The 17,276-nt window shown below is 69.6% G+C and carries 23 protein-coding genes; 7 read left to right on the forward strand and 16 right to left on the reverse strand.

The features are described from left to right. Position 1 precedes the first annotated feature (1 nt). The 8 genes from ACIA5D_RS12970 to ACIA5D_RS13005 are packed head-to-tail and all read right to left on the reverse strand — an operon-like array spanning position 2 to position 6,409. Positions 2–592 (reverse strand): hydrogenase maturation protease, encoded by a 591-nt coding sequence (locus tag ACIA5D_RS12970; RefSeq protein WP_396030061.1) that lies wholly within the window; start codon positions 590–592, stop codon positions 2–4. After that, on the reverse strand, positions 589–711 hold the full coding sequence (locus ACIA5D_RS12975; protein ID WP_396030062.1) for a DUF6893 family small protein: 123 nt from the start codon (positions 709–711) through the stop codon (positions 589–591). Before ACIA5D_RS12975 ends, ACIA5D_RS12970 begins: the two co-directional genes overlap by 4 nt. Beyond that, positions 711–1,979: a hypothetical protein gene (locus ACIA5D_RS12980; protein ID WP_396030063.1), complete on the reverse strand. Its 1,269-nt coding sequence runs from the start codon at positions 1,977–1,979 to the stop codon at positions 711–713. Before ACIA5D_RS12980 ends, ACIA5D_RS12975 begins: the two co-directional genes overlap by 1 nt. Then, positions 1,976–2,617, reverse strand: a complete 642-nt coding sequence (locus tag ACIA5D_RS12985; RefSeq protein ID WP_396030064.1) for a DUF6084 family protein — start codon at positions 2,615–2,617, stop codon at positions 1,976–1,978. The genes ACIA5D_RS12980 and ACIA5D_RS12985 overlap by 4 nt, the downstream gene beginning before the upstream one ends. Next, the gene (locus ACIA5D_RS12990) at positions 2,614–3,180 is read right to left on the reverse strand and encodes a DUF5947 family protein (protein ID WP_396030065.1); all 567 of its coding nucleotides are present in this window, start codon (positions 3,178–3,180) and stop codon (positions 2,614–2,616) included. The genes ACIA5D_RS12985 and ACIA5D_RS12990 overlap by 4 nt, the downstream gene beginning before the upstream one ends. Next, on the reverse strand, positions 3,177–3,641 hold the full coding sequence (locus tag ACIA5D_RS12995; RefSeq protein ID WP_396030066.1) for a hypothetical protein: 465 nt from the start codon (positions 3,639–3,641) through the stop codon (positions 3,177–3,179). The genes ACIA5D_RS12990 and ACIA5D_RS12995 overlap by 4 nt, the downstream gene beginning before the upstream one ends. Beyond that, complete coding sequence (locus tag ACIA5D_RS13000; protein ID WP_396030067.1) at positions 3,642–5,396, reverse strand: nickel-dependent hydrogenase large subunit; 1,755 nt, start codon at positions 5,394–5,396, stop codon at positions 3,642–3,644. After that, positions 5,393–6,409, reverse strand: a complete 1,017-nt coding sequence (locus ACIA5D_RS13005; RefSeq protein ID WP_396030068.1) for a hydrogenase expression protein HypE — start codon at positions 6,407–6,409, stop codon at positions 5,393–5,395. The genes ACIA5D_RS13000 and ACIA5D_RS13005 overlap by 4 nt, the downstream gene beginning before the upstream one ends. A gap of 140 nt (positions 6,410–6,549) precedes the next feature. Between ACIA5D_RS13005 and hypA the strand changes: the two genes are divergently transcribed. Further along, positions 6,550–6,879, forward strand: coding sequence for a hydrogenase maturation nickel metallochaperone HypA (gene hypA, locus ACIA5D_RS13010; protein WP_396030069.1), 330 nt, complete (start codon positions 6,550–6,552; stop codon positions 6,877–6,879). A 5-nt stretch (positions 6,880–6,884) separates the two neighbouring features. After that, positions 6,885–7,568, forward strand: coding sequence for a hydrogenase nickel incorporation protein HypB (gene hypB, locus ACIA5D_RS13015; RefSeq protein WP_396030352.1), 684 nt, complete (start codon positions 6,885–6,887; stop codon positions 7,566–7,568). Here the strand turns inward: hypB and ACIA5D_RS13020 are convergent. After that, entirely contained in the window at positions 7,561–8,031 is a 471-nt protein-coding gene (locus ACIA5D_RS13020; RefSeq protein WP_396030070.1) for a hypothetical protein, read from the reverse strand. The genes hypB and ACIA5D_RS13020 overlap by 8 nt on opposite strands. A 330-nt stretch (positions 8,032–8,361) precedes the next feature. Further along, positions 8,362–9,348, reverse strand: a complete 987-nt coding sequence (locus ACIA5D_RS13025) for a hydrogenase expression protein HypE (RefSeq protein WP_396030071.1) — start codon at positions 9,346–9,348, stop codon at positions 8,362–8,364. A 147-nt stretch (positions 9,349–9,495) separates the two neighbouring features. On the opposite strand from ACIA5D_RS13025, the gene ACIA5D_RS13030 reads away from it, so the two are divergent. Beyond that, positions 9,496–10,029 (forward strand): helix-turn-helix domain-containing protein, encoded by a 534-nt coding sequence (locus ACIA5D_RS13030; protein ID WP_396030072.1) that lies wholly within the window; start codon positions 9,496–9,498, stop codon positions 10,027–10,029. Then, a complete protein-coding gene (locus tag ACIA5D_RS13035; RefSeq protein WP_396030073.1) occupies positions 10,029–11,126 on the forward strand; it encodes a type III PLP-dependent enzyme in 1,098 nt (365 codons plus the stop codon). The genes ACIA5D_RS13030 and ACIA5D_RS13035 overlap by 1 nt, the downstream gene beginning before the upstream one ends. Positions 11,127–11,128: 2 nt before the next feature. Here the strand turns inward: ACIA5D_RS13035 and ACIA5D_RS13040 are convergent, their stop codons facing one another. From ACIA5D_RS13040 to ACIA5D_RS13050, 3 genes are all read right to left on the reverse strand, one after another. Next, on the reverse strand, positions 11,129–11,980 hold the full coding sequence (locus ACIA5D_RS13040) for a helix-turn-helix domain-containing protein (protein WP_396030074.1): 852 nt from the start codon (positions 11,978–11,980) through the stop codon (positions 11,129–11,131). A gap of 103 nt (positions 11,981–12,083) precedes the next feature. Beyond that, positions 12,084–12,944 (reverse strand): helix-turn-helix domain-containing protein, encoded by an 861-nt coding sequence (locus ACIA5D_RS13045; protein ID WP_396030075.1) that lies wholly within the window; start codon positions 12,942–12,944, stop codon positions 12,084–12,086. 192 nt (positions 12,945–13,136) lie between these two features. Then, positions 13,137–14,024: a helix-turn-helix domain-containing protein gene (locus tag ACIA5D_RS13050; RefSeq protein WP_396030076.1), complete on the reverse strand. Its 888-nt coding sequence runs from the start codon at positions 14,022–14,024 to the stop codon at positions 13,137–13,139. 221 nt (positions 14,025–14,245) lie between these two features. On the opposite strand from ACIA5D_RS13050, the gene ACIA5D_RS13055 reads away from it, so the two are divergent. Together ACIA5D_RS13055 and ACIA5D_RS13060 are read left to right on the forward strand one after the other, a co-directional pair. Then, positions 14,246–14,449: a DUF397 domain-containing protein gene (locus ACIA5D_RS13055; RefSeq protein WP_396030077.1), complete on the forward strand. Its 204-nt coding sequence runs from the start codon at positions 14,246–14,248 to the stop codon at positions 14,447–14,449. Between the two features lie 8 nt (positions 14,450–14,457). Beyond that, positions 14,458–14,667, forward strand: coding sequence for a DUF397 domain-containing protein (locus ACIA5D_RS13060; protein WP_396030078.1), 210 nt, complete (start codon positions 14,458–14,460; stop codon positions 14,665–14,667). Positions 14,668–14,950: 283 nt separating this feature from the next. On the opposite strand, the gene ACIA5D_RS13065 is transcribed toward ACIA5D_RS13060, so the two are convergent. Both ACIA5D_RS13065 and ACIA5D_RS13070 read right to left on the reverse strand, forming a co-directional pair. Continuing rightward, positions 14,951–15,346 (reverse strand): DUF4362 domain-containing protein, encoded by a 396-nt coding sequence (locus tag ACIA5D_RS13065; RefSeq protein ID WP_396030079.1) that lies wholly within the window; start codon positions 15,344–15,346, stop codon positions 14,951–14,953. Positions 15,347–15,369: 23 nt separating this feature from the next. Beyond that, entirely contained in the window at positions 15,370–15,705 is a 336-nt protein-coding gene (locus ACIA5D_RS13070; RefSeq protein WP_396030080.1) for an ArsR/SmtB family transcription factor, read from the reverse strand. Positions 15,706–15,927: 222 nt separating this feature from the next. Here ACIA5D_RS13070 and ACIA5D_RS13075 point away from each other — a divergent pair, with 222 nt between their 5' ends. Continuing rightward, positions 15,928–16,299, forward strand: a complete 372-nt coding sequence (locus ACIA5D_RS13075; RefSeq protein ID WP_396030081.1) for a hypothetical protein — start codon at positions 15,928–15,930, stop codon at positions 16,297–16,299. Here ACIA5D_RS13075 and ACIA5D_RS13080 read toward each other — a convergent pair. After that, entirely contained in the window at positions 16,296–17,270 is a 975-nt protein-coding gene (locus ACIA5D_RS13080; RefSeq protein WP_396030082.1) for a pectinesterase family protein, read from the reverse strand. The genes ACIA5D_RS13075 and ACIA5D_RS13080 overlap by 4 nt on opposite strands. Positions 17,271–17,276: the final 6 nt, after the last annotated feature.

Below are 17,276 nucleotides of genomic sequence, written 5' to 3' on the forward strand. Positions count from 1 at the left end.
GTCAGGTCCCCCAAACCTCGGGTGACTCGACCTTCTGGGGGAGCAGCGCGCCCTTGGGCTCGGGCCGGGTCTCGCGGAATATCTGGGCGACCGGCGAATAAACGCCGGACGTCGCGGGATCGCTGTCGTCGGGCGCGGCCAGGATGCGGTCGATGAGCGTGTGCACGGCCTCCATCGCCGCCGGGACCGCCGCCGCCACCCGCGGGGTGAGGCCGATGTCCTCGAAGGCCGTGTCGATCCGGCAGCCCACCAGGTACGTCGGCGGCAGCTTCTCGCCGAGCTTCCGGACCGCGCCGAGCACACGACCGGGGCTCATCGCGTGGGCGTCGAAGTCGGTGGGCTCGATGTCGCCCGGCCCGATCTCGAGCACGACCAGCTCGCCCGGCGTCTGGTCGCCCGGCAGCGCGTCGACCAGGATGAGCCGGTCGACGCCGAGCAGGTCGAAGGCGAGGAACATGCCGCGGATGCCGTAGTCGACGATCCGCACCTGGGGCGGCGGCGGACCCTCGGCGAGCAGCCGCCGGACCACCTCGGGGCCGAAGCCGTCATCACCGAAGAAGATGTTGCCGATGCCGGCGACCAGAATGTTCACATCGACCTGATCTTGAGGTAGCGCTGGATGTCGGGCAGCGAATCGACCACGAGGGTCGCCACGTAGGCGGCCGCCGCGGCGGCCGCGATGGTGGTCAGGGCGCCTATGAGTTTCAGCATCAGTTCCCCTCGGGAATGGGTTCGAGCTCGTCGGGAGCGAAGTAGAGGTACCGGCCGTACCAGTCGTGCAGGTCGGCCGCCGGGTCGTCGACCAGCACCAGGGCCACGTGCGTGCCGCCGTCCACATCGGAGACCACGGCGGTCACCCGGGCCTCCTTGCCGGCGAAGAAGAGGTCCTGCGCGTCGGCTCGCCGCGACGGGTGCACGCGGACGCGGCTGCCCTTGCCGACGCGTACCCCGGCGATCAGCACCGAGTCGGGGCCGGGGTCGTCGGTGGCCGGGTCCCACCACGGCGTGTCGTCGAGCCGGGTGCCGTGCAGGCTCTGCAGGCCGGCCGGGCTGAGCGCGTCGCAGCGGTCGACGATCGTGGCGGCGCGTGGGTCGGTGGCGCGGGCCTCGGCCTTCTCGTCGTCGGTCATCGTCATGACCCGCAGGGTGAGGATCTCGTCGATCTCGGTGGCGTCGAAGAGAGCGCCGGGGCTCTGCGGTGCGACGGCCGGGTTGTCGTACAGGATGATCGGCGCGCCCAGCAGCACCGTGTCCGAGCCGGCCAGCACCGGCCAGCACCGCTCCTGGAGGCAGCGCGCCGCGGCGTCGGCGGCCGAGGGCGGCGGATCCTGCATCGAGACGAAGGTGGCGTCGTGCGCCTCGATCAGCAGGTGGGCGCCGAGCAGCGAATGCCGGATCGCGTCGTCCTTGTCGCCTACCGGTGCGGGGTGCTCGTTGGCGACCTCGACGGTGAGCCGGAGGAAAGCGCCGTCCCGCTCGGCGAGCACACGCAGCCGTGCGGTCAGGGGCCACCTCCGGCGCACGATCCGGCCGGCCGCGCCGATAGGTTCCTCGCTGACCCCGCCGGCCACCAGGACCGGGAAGTCGGATTTGTCGGGCGAGGAGGGCGCAGCGGGGGAGGGGACGGCGTAGTCGAAGGTGAGCTCGTGCTCGACGGCCTCGTCCCAGCTGAGCACGGTCTCGTCGCCGAGCCGCAACGAGGGGACAAGCTGGCCGGACGCGTCGACGACCTCGCGGGCCTGCAGCTGAAGGAACCGGAGACGGATGGTCAGCGCGGCACCCCGTACGCGTGGGGAAAGCAGGCACCGCATCGCCATGGCCGGCGCCTCCGCGAAGGCCGGCGAGGCCGCCGCCGGCGGACCGAGCACGCCGAACTGCCAGCGTGATCGATTCTTGGCCGCGCTCGCCCGGTAGGGATAGAGCAGGTATCCCTCGTAGAGCACGGCGTCGGCGACCGCCCGGGCCGCCTCGACCGTCATGGCGCGTCCCCGGCGGCGGCGTCGAGCAGGCGCCGCATCGTCTCGTCCCAGCTGATCAGGTCGTTGCGGGCCCGGTACGTGGCCAACTCCTTGAGCATGTCGGCGCTGACCAGCACGTATCCGGAGTTCGGGAAGAAGGCGTCGATCATGTCGCGCCAGACGGCCACCGGCAGCGCCCAGCGCGCCTCGCACGCCCACGGCACCTGCTCGACCTCGAAGCCGGTCGCGCCCTTCGTGAAGATCGTGCCGGAGAACAGCAGGTTGAGCGGCACGTCGCCGGCGTCGAGCGCGTGCAGGTAGCGCGTGCCGGCCACTTCGAGGTCGTAGGTGCACGGCAGCGCCAGGTCGGTCTCGGTCTCGCCGGTGAAGCCCTGCACGGTCGCGTTCGCCTGCATCCACTGGAAGGGCTTCAGTGTGTCGCCCCAGCGTTCCCGCTCGCCGAACAGCCCCCGCAGCGCGTCGTGCTCGGCGTCGTCGTAGCGGCGGCGCTGCGGCTCGATGCGCACCTGGCAGCGCAGCGCGATCGCGTGCACCCGGCGGCCGGTGGACTCCTCGATCCGCAGGCGGCAGGTCAGCTGCGGGGACGCCGCATACGGCTCGGCGGCGACATCCAGCACCGAGAAGGTGTACGCGCTCACGACGCCCTCACCTTCACGCGCTCGAAGAGCTCCTCGACCGCGGCGTGCGCCTCCTGCCCGCCGTCGAAGCCCCGCCACAGCGTGCGCAGCCGCCCGACCAGCTCGTAGCAGACGTCGATCGGCACCAGGTAGCCGTCCCGGCCGCGCCGCAGCAGCAGCGCCTCGACGTCTGGGCGCAGGTCGGCGGCGATCGGCATGTCCAGCTCGGACTCGGTGGCGCCGGCCGGACCGGGGTAGAGGGCGACCATGCGTCCCAGCGCCGAGTTGTGGAACAGGAACGCGAGGCCCACCGGGATCTGCAACTCGTCCCAGGCCCGCTCGTCGAGGAACCTGCCGACGGCCCGGTAACGGTCGGGGACCGCCCGATAGCGCAGGTGCGCGGCGTCGTCGGTGAAGAGCAGATAGCACGGCCGGCAGGCGCAGAGCAGCTGCCGCGACTGCAGATCGACCACGTGCCCATGCGCCGGGTGGATGGTGACGGCGCACATCTCGCAGCGTTCCGGCCGGTCGAGAGCCGGGCGGTTGCGGACGACCCGCCGGAGCGTGGCCAGGGAATCCCTCATGCCGGGCCGGCTTCCTGGGCGGGCCGGATGAACAGCGAAGAGACCGGGATGAGCGGTTTCAAGGTCTCCACGACAACCGAGGTGACCTCGGGCGCCACCGACTCGATCAGCCGCTCGATGTCGTGCGGACGGTGCTGGGCACGCAAGCGGCACACGCCGTCGGGGGTGACCTCGATCAGCGAGACCCCAGTGCCGCGCAGTGCCAGGCCTATCCGGGTCGGGGCGTCGTGCGGGTGCAGGCCGTGCACGAGCAGCAGACCGGCGACCAGGTCGTCGCCGGCCAGCGCGTCGAGCGCCTCGTCGGTCAGCGCGCCGTGCTCGTGCAGCAGGTCGAGCATCCGCTCGAGCCCGGCGCCGTAGAGGTCGGCCACGGTGCGTACGAGTTCCACGCCGTTCTCGCCCGCGGCGGGCAGGAGGACGTCGATGCGCGCGGCGTACTCACGCCAGTCCTTGCCGGCCACTCACTCGGCCCCGGCGGACTGGGTCGGGGTGTGCACCAGCTCCAGCTTCTTGCCGCCGCCCAGGTACATGTGCACGCCGCACGGCAGGCAGGGGTCGAAGCTGCGCACCGTACGCATGATGTCGATGCCCTTGAAGTGCTCCCGGTCGTTCTCCTCGAAGATCGGCTGCCCCTGGACGGCGTCCTCGTAGGGCCCCGGTGTGCCGTAGCTGTCGCGCGGGTTGGCGTTCCACGGCGTCGGCGGGTACGGGTGATAGTTCGCGATCTTCCCGTCCCGGATGACCATGTGGTGCGACAGCACGCCCCGCACCGCCTCGGTGAACCCGCAGCCGATGCCCTCGTCGGGCACCTCGAACGGCTCCCACGTCTTGGTGCGTCCGGCCCGGATCTCGGCCAGCGCCTTCTCGGCGAAATGAAGAGCGCAACCCGCCGCGTACGCCTGGAAGTAGGTCCTCGCGCGGTTCCGCTCGATCGTGTTGCTCCAGCGCGGGATCTTCCACTCGAACTCGACCGAGGGTTTGAGCGCCGTCTTCGGCAGATTGATCTTGACGCTGCTGCCGGTGGACCGCACGTAGCCGATGTCGACCAGGCCGGCCAGGGCGGTCGTCCACAGCCGCGCGAGCGGGCCGCCGCCGGTGTCGAGGGCCAGGTAGTCGGTGCCGTCGTACCAGCGCGGCGACATCACCCAGCTGTACTTGCCGTCGAGGTCGCGCTTCTGCGGCCGCGGGTTGGTGTGCTGGTTCCACGGGTGGCGACGGTCGACCGGGTTGCCCAGCGGGTCGCGCGTCACGAACATCTCCTGGTCGGTCCAGTCCTCGTAGTAGGAGGAGCCGAGCAGGATGCGGATGCCCAGGTTGATCTCGACGAGGTCGGTGGTGATCAGGTTGCCGTCCACGACGATGCCCGGGGTCACGTACATCTTGCGACCCCAGTCGGTCATGTCCGCGTACTTGAAGTTGCAGTTCTCCGGGTCCTGGAAGGAGCCCCAGCAGCCGAGCATGATGCGGCGGTTGCCGACCATCTCGTAGCCGGGCAGCGCCTCGTAGAAGAAGTCGAACAGGTCGTCGTGCATCGGGACGACCTTCTTCATGAACTCGACGTACCGCATGAGCCGGGTCAGGTAGTCGGTCATCAGCTGGACCGTGGCGACCGTGCCGACCCCGCCTGGGTAGAGCGTCGAGGGGTGGACGTGCCGGCCCTCCATGAGGCAGAACATCTCCCGCGTCATGCGGCTGACCTGCAGCGCCTCGCGGTAGAACTCGCCGGTGAACGGGTTCAGCGAGCGCATGATGTCGCCGATGGTGCGATAGCCGTGCATGCCGGCGTGCGGCGACTCGGTGCGGTTGGCCCGCTCGAGCACGCCCGGGTTGGTCTCGGCGACCATCTTCTCGCAGTAGTCGACCCCGACCAGGTTCTCCTGGAAGATGTTGTGGTCGAACATGTACTCGGCCGCCTCGCCGAGGTTCACGATCCACTCAGCCAGGTGCGGGGGCTTCACGCCGTACGCCATGTTCTGCGCGTAGCAGGAGCAGGTGGCGTGGTTGTCGCCGCAGATGCCGCAGATGCGGCTGGTGATGAAGTGGGCGTCCCGCGGGTCCTTGCCCTTCATGAAGATCGAGTAGCCGCGGAAGATCGAGCTGGTGCTCTTGCACTCGGCCACGACCTTGTTGGCGAAGTCGATCTTGGTGTAGATGCCCAGGCTTCCGACGATCCGGGTGATCGGATCCCAGGACATCTCCACCAACTCGGAGGTCATGCTCGTGCCCCCACCTTTTTGCGGCGCCACTTGGGCTCCTGGTCCAGGGTGTGCGTGGTGATCGCGCGGAGCCGCTTGATCGTGGTGCCGTACCAGCCGACGGCCGTGGTGGAGAACCGGCCGCCGGGCGGCTCGTCCATGAACGGCATGAACTTGTCGGGGAAGCCGGGCATGGTGCAGCCGATGCAGATGCCGCCCACGTTGGGGCAGCCGCCGACGCCGTTGAGCCAGCCGCGCTTGGGCACGTTGCACTTCACGACCGGGCCCCAGCAGCCCATCTTGACGATGCACTTGGGGGAGCCGTATTCGGTGGCGAAGTCGGCCTGCTCGTAGTAGCCGGCCCGGTCGCAGCCCTCGTGCACGGTGGCGCCGAACAGCCAGGTCGGGCGCAGCGCGTCATCCAGCGGGATCATCGGCGCCTGGCCGGTGGCCTGGTACAGCAGGTAGGTCAGCGTCTCGGCCAGGTTGTCGGGCTGGATCGGGCAGCCCGGCACGCAGACGATCGGGATGCCGGCCTTCGACTTCCACTGCCAGCCCAGGTAATCGGGGACGCCCATGGCGCCGGTCGGGTTGCCGGCCATGGCGTGGATGCCGCCGTATGTCGCGCAGGTGCCGACCGCCACCACCGCCGTCGCCTTGGGCGTCAGCCGATCGAGCCACTCACTCGTCGTCATCGGCTGGTCGGTCGCCGGGTTGTTGCCGAACCCGCACCAGTACCCCTCCGCGTGCAGCGACTCGTCCGGAATCGATCCCTCGACGACCAGCACGAACGGCTCGAGCTCGCCGCGGTCGGCCTTGAAGAACCATTCCAGGAAGTCGTCGGCGCCGCCGGTCGGTCCGCACTCGAAGTCGATCAGCGGCCAGTGCATCGCGATGCGCGGGAGGCCGGGCAGCGCACCGAGGGCGATCTCCTCGACGCTGGGCTGGGTGGCGGCGGTCAGCGCGACCGAGTCTCCGTCGCAGCTCAGGCCCGCATTGATCCACAAGACATGGATGAGGGGATCGTCTGGCATGGAAGACCCATCTTTCCGGGGTCGTCCCTGACCCCTGCGGCAGTGGGGTCGACGCTCGGCCCGTACGTGTGAGGCAGGTAACACAGTAGTCCTGCGGCGTGTGACAATGTCAATCCGTTCCGTACATCGAGGTCATACCCATGCACGAGCTCGCGATCGCGGAGAACATCGTGGACGCTGTATGCGAGCGTGCCGACGGACGTCCTGTGCGACGCGTGACCGTCCGCATTGGAAAGCTGACCGCTGTGGTGCCGCGGGCCATGCTTTTCTGCTTCGACCTGGCGACCGAGGGAACAGTCGCGGAGGGCGCTCGACTCGAGATCGAGGAGCGCGCGGGGGAGGCGCGGTGCCGCACCTGTGGGGCGGAGGTCGTGCTGGCAGATCCGATCCTGCTGTGCCCCTGCGGCAGCGCCGACCTGGCCGTCACGGCCGGGCGCGAGCTTCAGATCGTTTCGATGGAGGTGGGCTGACCCCGATGTGCGCAACGTGTGGATGCGGCCACTCTCACTCGCACGAGCACTCGCCCGTGGAGATCACTCTCGAGCAGAAGGTCCTGGCCCGGAACGACGAGCTGGCAGCCGCAAACCGGATATTTCTGGAATCGCGCGAGATAGCCGCGATCAACCTGATGAGCTCGCCCGGGTCAGGAAAGACCACCCTGCTCGAGCGAACCATCAGCGAGATCAAAGTCAGACCGGTCGCGGTCGTCGAGGGCGATCAGGAGACGCGGCTCGACGCCGAGCGCATCCGCCGCGCCGGCTGCCCGGTGGTGCAGGTCAACACCGGCGCCGGCTGCCACCTTGACGCGGCCATGTTGCGCGACGCCATCGACCGCTTGGCGCCGGAGCGGGGCGCGCTGCTCTTCGTCGAGAACGTGGGGAACCTGGTCTGTCCGGCGTTGTTCGACTTGGGGGAGCGGGGGCGGGTTGTGATCATCTCGGTGACCGAGGGGACCGACAAGCCCTTGAAGTATCCATACATGTTCGCTGCTGCCGATCTGATTGTGGTGAACAAAGTGGACCTCTTGCCGTACGTCGACTTCGACCTCGACGCCTGCCGTTCGCATGTCGCCTCGGTCAATCCGAAGGCCGAGGTCCTGGCGCTGTCCGCGACCAAGGGGGAGAACCTCGACGCCTGGTACCGGTGGGTTCTCAGTTGAGGCTCGGCGCGGGGCTGCGGCGCCACACCTGGTAGAGCTCGGCGCCCGCGAGCGTGCGCAGCACCCTCAGGACCCGGTCGGCCCGCAGGTAACTGGCGATCTCGGCGGTCACCTCGTGCATCGTGGAGACCGACGTGACCACCACCGGGACGTTGCCGGCGTCGAGCAGCCGCTCCACGGCGGCCGCGTCGCGGAGCAGGTCGCCGTGCCGGTGCCGCACCCGCATGGCGACGACCTCATGCCGGGGAATCCGGCTCCGCAGGTCGGCGACCATCGCGTGCTGCACCGAGCGGGCGTTCGACCCGAAGACCACGAGCAGTTCCTCGCCGGCGGCGATCTCGGCCAGGCTGTTCATCACCATCTCGGGGTGCCAGGCGGCGTCGCCCTCGCGGACCGCGGCGACGGTCACCGTGGCCCGGGTCTGCGCATCCCACCAGCCGGCCTCGGGCTCGCGGAAGACCATGGGAACGTGGGACCGGACGGAGGAGGCGCCGCGAGTGCATTCCACCGGTATCGCCGTCAGTGCGCGCCGCGCTGTCAATCGTTGCCAGAGCAAGGCAGTCCCACCTCTTGAGTCGTCGTCACGCTGGGTAGCCGGTGGTGTCCGGCCCGGTCACCAGGCTGCACGACGGCGGGAGGAGGGCGCCAGCCCCAGTGCTGTCCACCCAGTTGTGGTTCGGATCCTCTACTGTCCGATCATGCAAAACCCCCAGGTCAGCGCCCGAACCGGACAGTTGTGTCCACCGGGTTCGGAACCGCGTCGTGCTCCCGGGGGATAGCAGGCGACTAGGGCTCAATGGGTCGCGACGCGCAAGGTGAAGCCCCGCAGCGTACGGATCAGAGGCGCGTACCCGGCCGGGCTGTCCGGCTCGGACGTGGCCGACTCCATGAACGGCATGAACTTGTCGGGGAAGCCCGGCATCGTGCACGCGATGCAGATGCCGCCCACGTTCGGGCAACCTCCCACGCCGTTGATCCAGCCGCGCTTGGCCACGTTGCAACGCACGACCTGACCCCAGCAACCCACCTTCACCAGGCAGTTCGTCGATCCGTACCCGCTCGCGAAATCGTTCTGGTCGTAGTAGGACGCCCGGTCGCAGCCGGAGTGCACGGTCGACTCGAACAGCCAGCGCGGCCGCAGCGACTCGTCCAGCGAGATCTCCGGCGCCTGCCCGGCCACCTGGTAGAGCAGATGCAGGATCGTCTCGGTCAGGTTGTCGGGGTGCGTGGGGCAGCCCGGCACGCAGACGATCGGCAGCCCCGCCTTCGACGCCCAGTCCCAGCCCAGGAAGTCGGGCACGCCCCGGGCGCCGGTCGGGTTGCCGGCCATGGCGTGCACCCCGCCGTACGCCGCGCAGGTGCCCACCGCCATCACAGCCGTGGCCTTGGGCGCCAGCCGGGTCAGCCACTCCCCGGCCGGGATCGGCTGCCCGGTCTCCGGGTCGTTGCCGAAGCCGCTCCAGTAGCCCTCGGCCTTGTTGCTCTCATCGGGAACCGAGCCCTCGACGATGAGGATGAACGGCTCGAGCTCGCCCCGGTCGGCCCGGTGCCACCACTCGATGAAGCTGCCCTCGCTGCCGTCGGGTCCGCTCTCGAAGTCGAAATAGGGCCAATGCATGGCGATCGGCGGCAGCCCGGGCAGGGCGCCGGCCACGATCTCCTCGATGCTCGGCTGGGTCGCGGCGGTCAGCGCCACCGACTCGCCGTCGCAGCTCAGGCCGCCATTCATCCAGAGGATGTGCAGCACACGCTCATCCTCGTCCGCTGGCGAGGTAGTCACCCGCCGTCACCATCCGATCCAGGGCCGAGACGGGGGCGACGCTACGCCCGTCCCGGCGAACGCGAAACCTCGACATCACTCGATCGGGTACGTCCGGTCACCGTAAGCTCTCGCGTTGACGGCAATCTCTCTCCCGAAGGGCCGACGGTGGAGAACATCGAGATCCTGCCCATCGAGGTGGTCGCGCAGGCGTTTCCCGCGCGACCGGCCGCGTTGCCCGACGTCCGCGATTTCGTGCGCCGGCAGCTGACCGGCAGCCCCGTTTCCGACGACGACATCCGTGTCCTCTGTGAGCGCGTCGCCGAGGTGCTTCTCGACGCCGCCGGCGAGGCCGGCGCCATCCAGGTCTCGCTGCGCATCTTCCCCGAGAGCGCCGAGGTCGACGTGCTGTTCGCTCCCGATATCGCGCCGGTCCGGGTCCCCGCGGTCGTCGCGCCGGCCGCGCACGTTCCGGCGCCCCGCGCCCCGGTCGCGCCTCTCTCGCCGGGCCCGTCGGAGCGCACGAGCTTCGCTCTCTGGCTGGCCGGCCGGCTTCGCGAGGAAGGCCTCACCATGGAGGCCGCCGCCCGGAGGCTCGACGTGTCGACCAAGACGATCAGCCGCTGGGTGGCCGGGAGCACCGAACCCCGGTTACGCGATCTCTACCGGATCCGGGAGACCTTCGGCGAGCCGTTCCACTGATGGATACTCCGTATCTGCTGATCGACATTGCGGTGGCCGTTGCGCAGTACCGCCGTATCGCGGCGGCCTTCCCCGGCACGCCGGTCTACTACGCGGTGAAGGCCAATCCCGAGCCGCTTCTGGTGCGCGAGCTGGTGGCGGCCGGCTGCCATTTCGACGTGGCCAGCCGCAACGAGGTCGACCTCTGCCTGTCCTCGGGCGCGATCCCGTCCACCCTGTCGTTCGGCAACACCATCAAGAAATCCGACGACATCGCGTACGCGTACGGCAGAGGTGTCCGGACCTTCGCCTTCGACAGCATCGGCGAGGTGGAGAAGCTGGCCGAGCACGCCCCCGGCTCCCGGGTGATCTGCCGGGTGCTGGCCTCCAGCAAGGGCGCCCGATGGCCGCTGAGCCGCAAGTTCGGCTGCGCGCCCGAGATGGCGATCGACCTGATCCGGTGGGCGGCGCGGCACGGGCTCGACCCCGCGGGCATCTGCTTTCACGTCGGGTCGCAGCAACTCGACCCGGGTCGCTGGGAGCCGAGCATCGCCGACGCGGCGGCGCTCTACGCCAAGCTGCGGTCGGAGGGGATCGAGCTGCGGCTGCTCAACTGCGGCGGCGGGTTTCCGGTCGACTACCTGGCGCCCGCCCTGCCCATCTCCGCCTACGCTTCCGCGATCGAGGGCGCCGTCGCCCGGTACTTCGGAGATCTCCGGCCGTCGCTGATGATCGAGCCCGGGCGCTACGTCGCGGCGCCCTGCGGTGTGCTGCACACCGAGGTCGTGCTGGTCTCCCGCAAGTCCTACGCGGACGAGCCCCGCTGGGTGTACCTCGACGTGGGCCGCTTCGGCGGGCTCGCCGAGACCGAGGACGAAGCGATCCAGTACCGGATGACCACCACGTACGACGGCACCCGCACCGGCCCGGTGATCCTGGCCGGCCCGACCTGCGACAGCGTCGACATCCTCTATCAGAACACCACGTACGACCTGCCGATGGCGCTGCGCCCCGGCGACATCGTGCGGATCCACGGCACCGGCGCGTACACGGCGACCTACGCGTCGGTGGGTTTCAACGGGTTTCCCCCGCTGCGCACGATCGTCCGCGGCGGGTAGACCTACAGGTCGTTGCGCACCCGGCGGATCTCGCGGATCGCGGCGTCGCGGGTGAGGCCGGAATCGATCAGCGTGTCGGCGGCGTCGTGGTACCCGGCGATCACGTCTTTGTCGCGGACCAGCAGGTTGCGCACCGGGGACTCGACGAAGACCACATCGGGGTCTTCCACGCCGGGAAAGCCGAGTAGCTCGAAGCCGCCGCCCGGGCCGGGGATCAGGCCGTGCCGCAACGGCACCACGACTATGCGCATCAAGCCCTCGCCGATCACCTCGACCAGCCGGTCGAGCTGGGCGCGCATCACCCGGCTGCCGCCGACCCGCCGCTCGAGCACCGCGCCGTCGAGCACGGCCTGAATCTCGGGGCGGCGCGCGGCGACCTCGGTCTGGCGTCGCTGCAGCAGCTCGAGGGCGCCCTGCACGGCGGGGTCGTCGGGCTTCTTGCCGGCCGCGGCGGTGAGCGCCGTTCTCGCGTACGCCTCGGTCTGCATCAGGTCGGGAATGTGCAGCGCCTGATAGGTCGTGATGCGCGAGGCCGTGCTCTCGTACGCGACGAAGTCGCGGACCTCGGGCTCGAGCTGGAACCCGCTCCACCACTGCCGGCGCCGTGCCGTGATCGCGAGATCGGTGAGGTTGGCGACCTCACCCGGGTCGTCGATGCCGTAGATCTGCAGCAGCGCCTGTGCGTCCAGCGGCTGCACGGTGACCGCGCCGGTCTCGATTCTGTTCAACTTGGACAGTGACCAGTGGGTGCGCGAGGTGACCGCGTCGGGGCTGAGCCCGCTCAACCGGCGCAGCTCGACGAGCCGCGCCCGGAGGCGCTCGCGGGCGACGGCCTGGCCGACCTGCTCCGGCATGGCCACCTCCGACATGACAGCGCCGACACAAGCAGGCGACGCTCCCGGTTCGATCCACGTTACCCCGCGATCGACACAACGGGCCCGGGCCGCGTTGTTAACTTCAGATCTCGCTGCGGATCTCTCGCACGAGCGCGATGGCGTCCTCGCCGCCGAGGCCCATGGACAGCAGGGTGTCGACGATCTGCCGATAGGTGGCCACCGGTGCGCCGCGCAGGATCTGGTCGTCGGTCGCGGCCTCGAGGAACACGGTCGAGAGGCCGGGGTCGTCCTCGTGATCGAGCAGCTCGAACACCCCGCCGAGGCCCGGGTGGCCGCCGAGACCGGTCGGCATGACCACGAACGTCACGTGGGCCAGCGTCGCGTGCTCGGCGAGATGGTCCAGCTGTTCGCGCATGACGTCGTCGCCGCCGATGCGGCGGCGCAGCACGATCTCGTCCACGATGGCGACGATCTCGGTACGCGTGCCGGCCGCGACGCGGTCGGCCACCGCTCTCTGCCGCTCGAGGCGCACGTCGGCCCGGGCGGCGACGTCCGGGTCGTCCTCGGACAGGCGCAGGATCGTCGCGGCCGCGGCCAGCGCGTAACGGCGGGTCTGCAGCAGGCCCGGCAGCACCAGCGGCTGATAGACGCAGATCCGCCCGGCCTCCGACTCGTACGCGACGAAGTCCTGATACGCCTCGGACATGCCGTGCCGCGCCCACCAGAAGCGCGATCGCGCGATGTGATCGAGCAGGAGCAGATTCTCGGCCGCCATGCCCTCCACGCCATACAGCCCCAGAAGCTCCTCGAGCTTGCGCGGCGAGGGCAGGCTTCGCCCCGTCTCCATCTCGTCGATGGCCGATTCCGGCCAGTGGAGCCGCTCCTCGACCTCGGCGGGGGAGAGGCCCCGGGACGCGCGCAGCTCGCGCAGACGTGTGCTGAGCCGATCGCGGGCGATCGCCGGTCCGATGGTTTCTGGCATGACGAGCCTCTCTTGTGTGGGAGGTCCGACGTCGGCGTCGTCCTGAGGTGGGTGGGAGGGTCTCCTCTCGATGGAGAGCGCGGCGGGAGAGTGACGTCAACGATACCGATAACGTTTCGATCGTGGAGAGACGAGCGTCTGTCCTGGTCGGAAATGGACCATGACGGGTTTCGGGATCCGTGAATTCGGCCCTTACGACCGTAAGGCCTTTATCGCGCCGGCCAGGGCTTTGTCGAGGCTCTCGCCCTCGGGGTCGGTGGCGAGGAGATCGCTCATGATCTCGCGGAAGGTCATGGTGTCGGCGGCGTCGGTCAACAGGAAGCCGGTGGCCGGCGTCTCGATGAAGACCACGTCCAGATCCTCGTCCTCCGAGAAGGTGAGGAGCTCGAAGGTGCCGCCGAGGCCGGGATGGACGCCGAGCCGGAACGGCAGCACGACGACCTCGACCTCGGGGCGTGCCGCCATCTCGATCAGGTGATCGATCTGCGCGGCCATCACCTCCTCGCCGCCGACCGGGCGCAGCAGGACCGCTTCGTCGAGGACCAGGCTGATCCGCGGGGGAAAGGCGCCGTCCAGGCGGTCGCGCAGGGTCTCTTGGCGCTTCCGGCGCACATCGACGACCTTGCGGACGTCGGGGTCGTCGATCGGCCTGCGCAGGATCGACGACGTCATGGCGAGCGCGTAGTCGGGCGTCTGCAGGGGCCACGGCAGCAGCGACGCGTGGTAGCCGTAGATGTGGGAGGCGTCGTTCTCGAAGGCGATGAAGCCGATGAAGTCCTCGTCGAGGTACTCGTGCTCGTCGCGCCACCACATGCGCCGGCGGGAGACCAGCGACAGATCGACCAGGCGGCGGATCTCGGCCGGATCGGTCACGCCGTAGTGGTGGACCAGCGCCTCCACCTCGACCGGCTGGATCGTCACCTTGTTGTTCTCGATGCGGTTCAGCTTGGAGAGCGACCAGTGCATCGCCCGGGCGACCTCGGCGGCCGGCCGGTCGTTCCGAAGCACTCGCAGGTGGGTGGAGAGGCGGACGCGCGCGATGGCAGGGCCGATGGGTTCCGGGCCGATGGGACCTGGCATGACGGGTTCCTCCTTTCGGCGCTCGCCGCTCGACGATCGTGCCTAACGTTAGCTTAGGTGACCTGCAAAGTGCAGTTAGGAAATTGCCGCGGGCGTTCGGTTCCGCTAGGCTCCGGGAGGTTCCTGGGCTGAGTTCCGCCGAAATCGGGCGAAAAGCGGCATATACTTCTCCCGGCCGTGCAACGTGGCCTCCGGCCGGTCTAGATAGGTGGTGACGGACCGTGGACGGTCGTGAGAATGCTCCGGCCTGGCGGAAGAGCACGCGCAGCAGCAGTGGCGCCTGCGTCGAGGTAGCGCCTCGACGCGACACCATCCTGGTCCGCGACTCGAAGGACCCGAATGGTGCGATCCTCACCTTCGACCGGTCCGTGTTCGCCGCCTTCATCGACGGCGTGACGCACGGCGAGTTCGACCCGCGCTCCTGAAGCGCGCGATGACCTCCGCAACGGATCTTTCCGGCGCGGTCTGGCGACGCAGTCGCCGGGCGGACGGCGACAACGACTTCGTCGAGGTCGCCGACAACCTGCCCGGCATCATCGCTGTCCGCGACTCCCGCGACCCCGACGGGCCCGCCCTGGTCTTCAACCTGCGCGAGTGGGAGGCCTTCGTGGGCGGCGCCAAGGACGGCGAGTTCGACCTTTAGAGCCCATCCGGGGCGGTGGTCGGTGGGTGGGCGGGGCTTGCCATGGCTCGGGGCCGTGGATAGGTGCGGTGGGTGCGGCCCGTCGCGCTGAGCCCGGGATCCCGCGATGTGGCGGTCGCGGTCAGTCTGCGGGACGCAATCCCGCATGTCGGCTGGGTGTCCCGGCTGCTGGGCGCATGGCTCACGGTGATGATTTTCCGTTCGCGGCGAACCGCAACTTATCAAGGTCCGCCCGCGGGCGCGGCAGCTAGGGCGAGCCGAGCGTGAAGCCGGCGTCGGAGCGTCACTCGTTCTTGGCCGGTGTGCACGTGGTGAAGTCGATGCCGTACTGGCCCACGGCCGGGCCCGTACACGTCTCGCTGGTGATCTCCTGCTGCCCGAAGGCGTCCTCGCGGGAGTCGGTGACCACGTCGACCTTGCCGTCGGCCCGGGTCGTATAGGTGACCGGGATCGGATCTCCCTCGGTGGTCGATCGGGTCACCACGAGCCGTGCGGGGCGCCCGGCCCGCGCCGCCTCGACCAGGCACCGCGCCGCGTCGTCGGGCAGGCCCATGCCCATGCCGAGGTCGAAGGCGCCGCAATCGGTCGTGCCGCCGGGAGTGGGCGCGGGCGCGGCGGGCGCCGGGTTTCCGCAGGCGAAGAGGGCGAACGAGGCCAGGATCAGGCAGAGGATGCGCACGCCGGTCGGACGCGGCGGCGTGGTCAGCGGTTCCCGCGGGCGCGCAGCTCGGCGAGCAGGCCGTCGCGGTCGGTGAGCACCTCGCCGAGGATGCGGCGCCCGGCCGCGAGGAGATCGGCGACGGCGGGGGTGCTCAGGGCGTACATGACGAGGCCGCCCTCGCGGAACGTGACCACGACGCCGGCCCGCCGCAGCACCGCGAGCTGCTGCGACAGGTTCGAGGACTCCACGTCGATCTCGGCGAGCAGGTCACGCACGGGACGCGGTCCGGCTTGCAGCAGCTCGAGTACGCGGATGCGCACGGGGTGACCGAGGGTCCGGAACATCTCGGCCTTCGCCTGGTACAGCGGCACCGACATGCGTGTGGCCCCCAGCGTGATCCGTGTCAATGAATCGTCAACGACGCGCACGGCGAACCGTTACGCCACCTGAAGTCATGCGTAACTGAAGAAATCTTCAATTCGGCGTTCTTGCTTTCTCAGCATGGCAAGCGATGCGGCGGCTAGGTCGGACATCGTGTGCGGCTGCCGGGGGCCGCGACCGGGCAGGGTCGAGGCACATTTCCGACGGGAGGGCGAGACATGGCCGAGATGGACGTGGCACTCAAGGACGCGATGCAGATCAGCGGCGCGATCGGCGCGGCGCTGGTCGACCACACCAGCGGCATGGCGCTGGGCACCGTCGGCGGCGGCAAGGACTTCGACCTCACCACCGCCGCGGCGGCGAACACCGACGTGATCCGGGCCAAACTGCGCACCATGGAGATGCTCGGCCTGCGCGAGACCATCGAGGACGTGCTGGTGACGCTGGGCTCGCAGTACCACCTGATCCGGCCGCTCAAGGGGCGGTCGGGCCGGGGGCTTTTTCTCTACCTGGCGCTCAACCGGGACCGGGCCAACCTGGCGATGGCCCGGCACCAGCTGCGCAACATCGAAGCGGCGTTGGAGGTTTAGGGCTGCACCGGGTTCCAGCCGTCGGCGCCGGCCAGGTACCTCTGCGACGTGTAGTTGGCGGCCGTGGAGGAGCTCATCTGCGGCCGGTCCGACGTTCCCGACGTGGCGCCGGCGCCCGAGTTGTTGTACTCGGTGAACCGGCAGGTCTTCCACGAGAACCCGCTCATGTCCTGCCAGGCGCCGGCCTGCCGGATGTGCCCGCCGAGCGACGATTCGCGGATCAGCACCTGGCCGATCGCGTCGGCGGCGCCACCGGCGTGCCAGCAGCGGCCGAGCGCGACCGTCTGCGACGCGGCGCTCGACGACAGGATCGAGCGGGTGATCAGGATCCCGTACGCGTTGGACGCGTTGGTCGCCGCGGCCGTGATGTAGCCGTTGTTGCTGCTTCCGCGGTCGAGCGACCGGATCGTCGAGCTGTCGATCACCAGGGCGCCGTTGCCGTAGATGAAGTCGACGGCGCCCTCGATGTAGCTCTTGTAGACATACTGGCGGACCTGCTTGCTGCCGGTGCCGCCCCAGGAGAGGAAGGTGTCCTGGTAGCCGAGCAGCCGCACGTTGCGGTAGACCTGACGATCGCCGCCGGCATAGAGGGCCAGGGCCTGCACCCCCGATCCGTACGTGTTGGCGATGGTCAGCCCGGTGATGCTGGTGCCGGCCGCCAGGTTGAGCACGGTGGCGCTGCCGGACGCGCCGCCCGACCCCTGCGGCGTGTTGCCGGTGATCACGACATCGGTGGCGGTGCCGGTGGCCCCCTTGATCGTGATGCCCGCCTTCGAGGCCGGGATGGAGACCTGTCCGCGGTAGGTGCCGGCCTTCACCGAGATCGTGTCCCCGGAGGCGGCGACGGCCAGGGCGGCCTGGATGGTGGTGTAGTTGCCCGACCCGTCGGCGGCCACCGTGTAGGTGGTGGCCGCCGCGGCGGGCGCGGCCGGCACGAGCAGGAGTGCGGCCGCGAGCAGGCTTCCGTGCATGGGGGA

The sequence above is a fragment of the Actinoplanes sp. NPDC051513 genome (genome assembly GCF_044454685.1).
In the GTDB taxonomy this organism is placed as follows: domain Bacteria; phylum Actinomycetota; class Actinomycetes; order Mycobacteriales; family Micromonosporaceae; genus Actinoplanes.

Coding starts and splice junctions, on each gene's coding strand:
- ACIA5D_RS12975 (WP_396030062.1), bottom strand. CDS start 711: ATGCTGAAACTCATAGGCGCCCTGACCACCATCGCGGCCGCCGCGGCG.
- ACIA5D_RS12980 (WP_396030063.1), bottom strand. CDS start 1,979: ATGACGGTCGAGGCGGCCCGGGCGGTCGCCGACGCCGTGCTCTACGAG.
- ACIA5D_RS12990 (WP_396030065.1), bottom strand. CDS start 3,180: ATGAGGGATTCCCTGGCCACGCTCCGGCGGGTCGTCCGCAACCGCCCG.
- ACIA5D_RS13000 (WP_396030067.1), bottom strand. CDS start 5,396: ATGACCTCCGAGTTGGTGGAGATGTCCTGGGATCCGATCACCCGGATC.
- ACIA5D_RS13005 (WP_396030068.1), bottom strand. CDS start 6,409: ATGCCAGACGATCCCCTCATCCATGTCTTGTGGATCAATGCGGGCCTG.
- hypA (WP_396030069.1), top strand. CDS start 6,550: ATGCACGAGCTCGCGATCGCGGAGAACATCGTGGACGCTGTATGCGAG.
- hypB (WP_396030352.1), top strand. CDS start 6,885: ATGTGCGCAACGTGTGGATGCGGCCACTCTCACTCGCACGAGCACTCG.
- ACIA5D_RS13020 (WP_396030070.1), bottom strand. CDS start 8,031: ATGGTCTTCCGCGAGCCCGAGGCCGGCTGGTGGGATGCGCAGACCCGG.
- ACIA5D_RS13035 (WP_396030073.1), top strand. CDS start 10,029: ATGGATACTCCGTATCTGCTGATCGACATTGCGGTGGCCGTTGCGCAG.
- ACIA5D_RS13040 (WP_396030074.1), bottom strand. CDS start 11,980: ATGCCGGAGCAGGTCGGCCAGGCCGTCGCCCGCGAGCGCCTCCGGGCG.
- ACIA5D_RS13045 (WP_396030075.1), bottom strand. CDS start 12,944: ATGCCAGAAACCATCGGACCGGCGATCGCCCGCGATCGGCTCAGCACA.
- ACIA5D_RS13050 (WP_396030076.1), bottom strand. CDS start 14,024: ATGCCAGGTCCCATCGGCCCGGAACCCATCGGCCCTGCCATCGCGCGC.
- ACIA5D_RS13060 (WP_396030078.1), top strand. CDS start 14,458: ATGACCTCCGCAACGGATCTTTCCGGCGCGGTCTGGCGACGCAGTCGC.
- ACIA5D_RS13070 (WP_396030080.1), bottom strand. CDS start 15,705: ATGTCGGTGCCGCTGTACCAGGCGAAGGCCGAGATGTTCCGGACCCTC.
- ACIA5D_RS13075 (WP_396030081.1), top strand. CDS start 15,928: ATGGCCGAGATGGACGTGGCACTCAAGGACGCGATGCAGATCAGCGGC.
- ACIA5D_RS13080 (WP_396030082.1), bottom strand. CDS start 17,270: ATGCACGGAAGCCTGCTCGCGGCCGCACTCCTGCTCGTGCCGGCCGCG.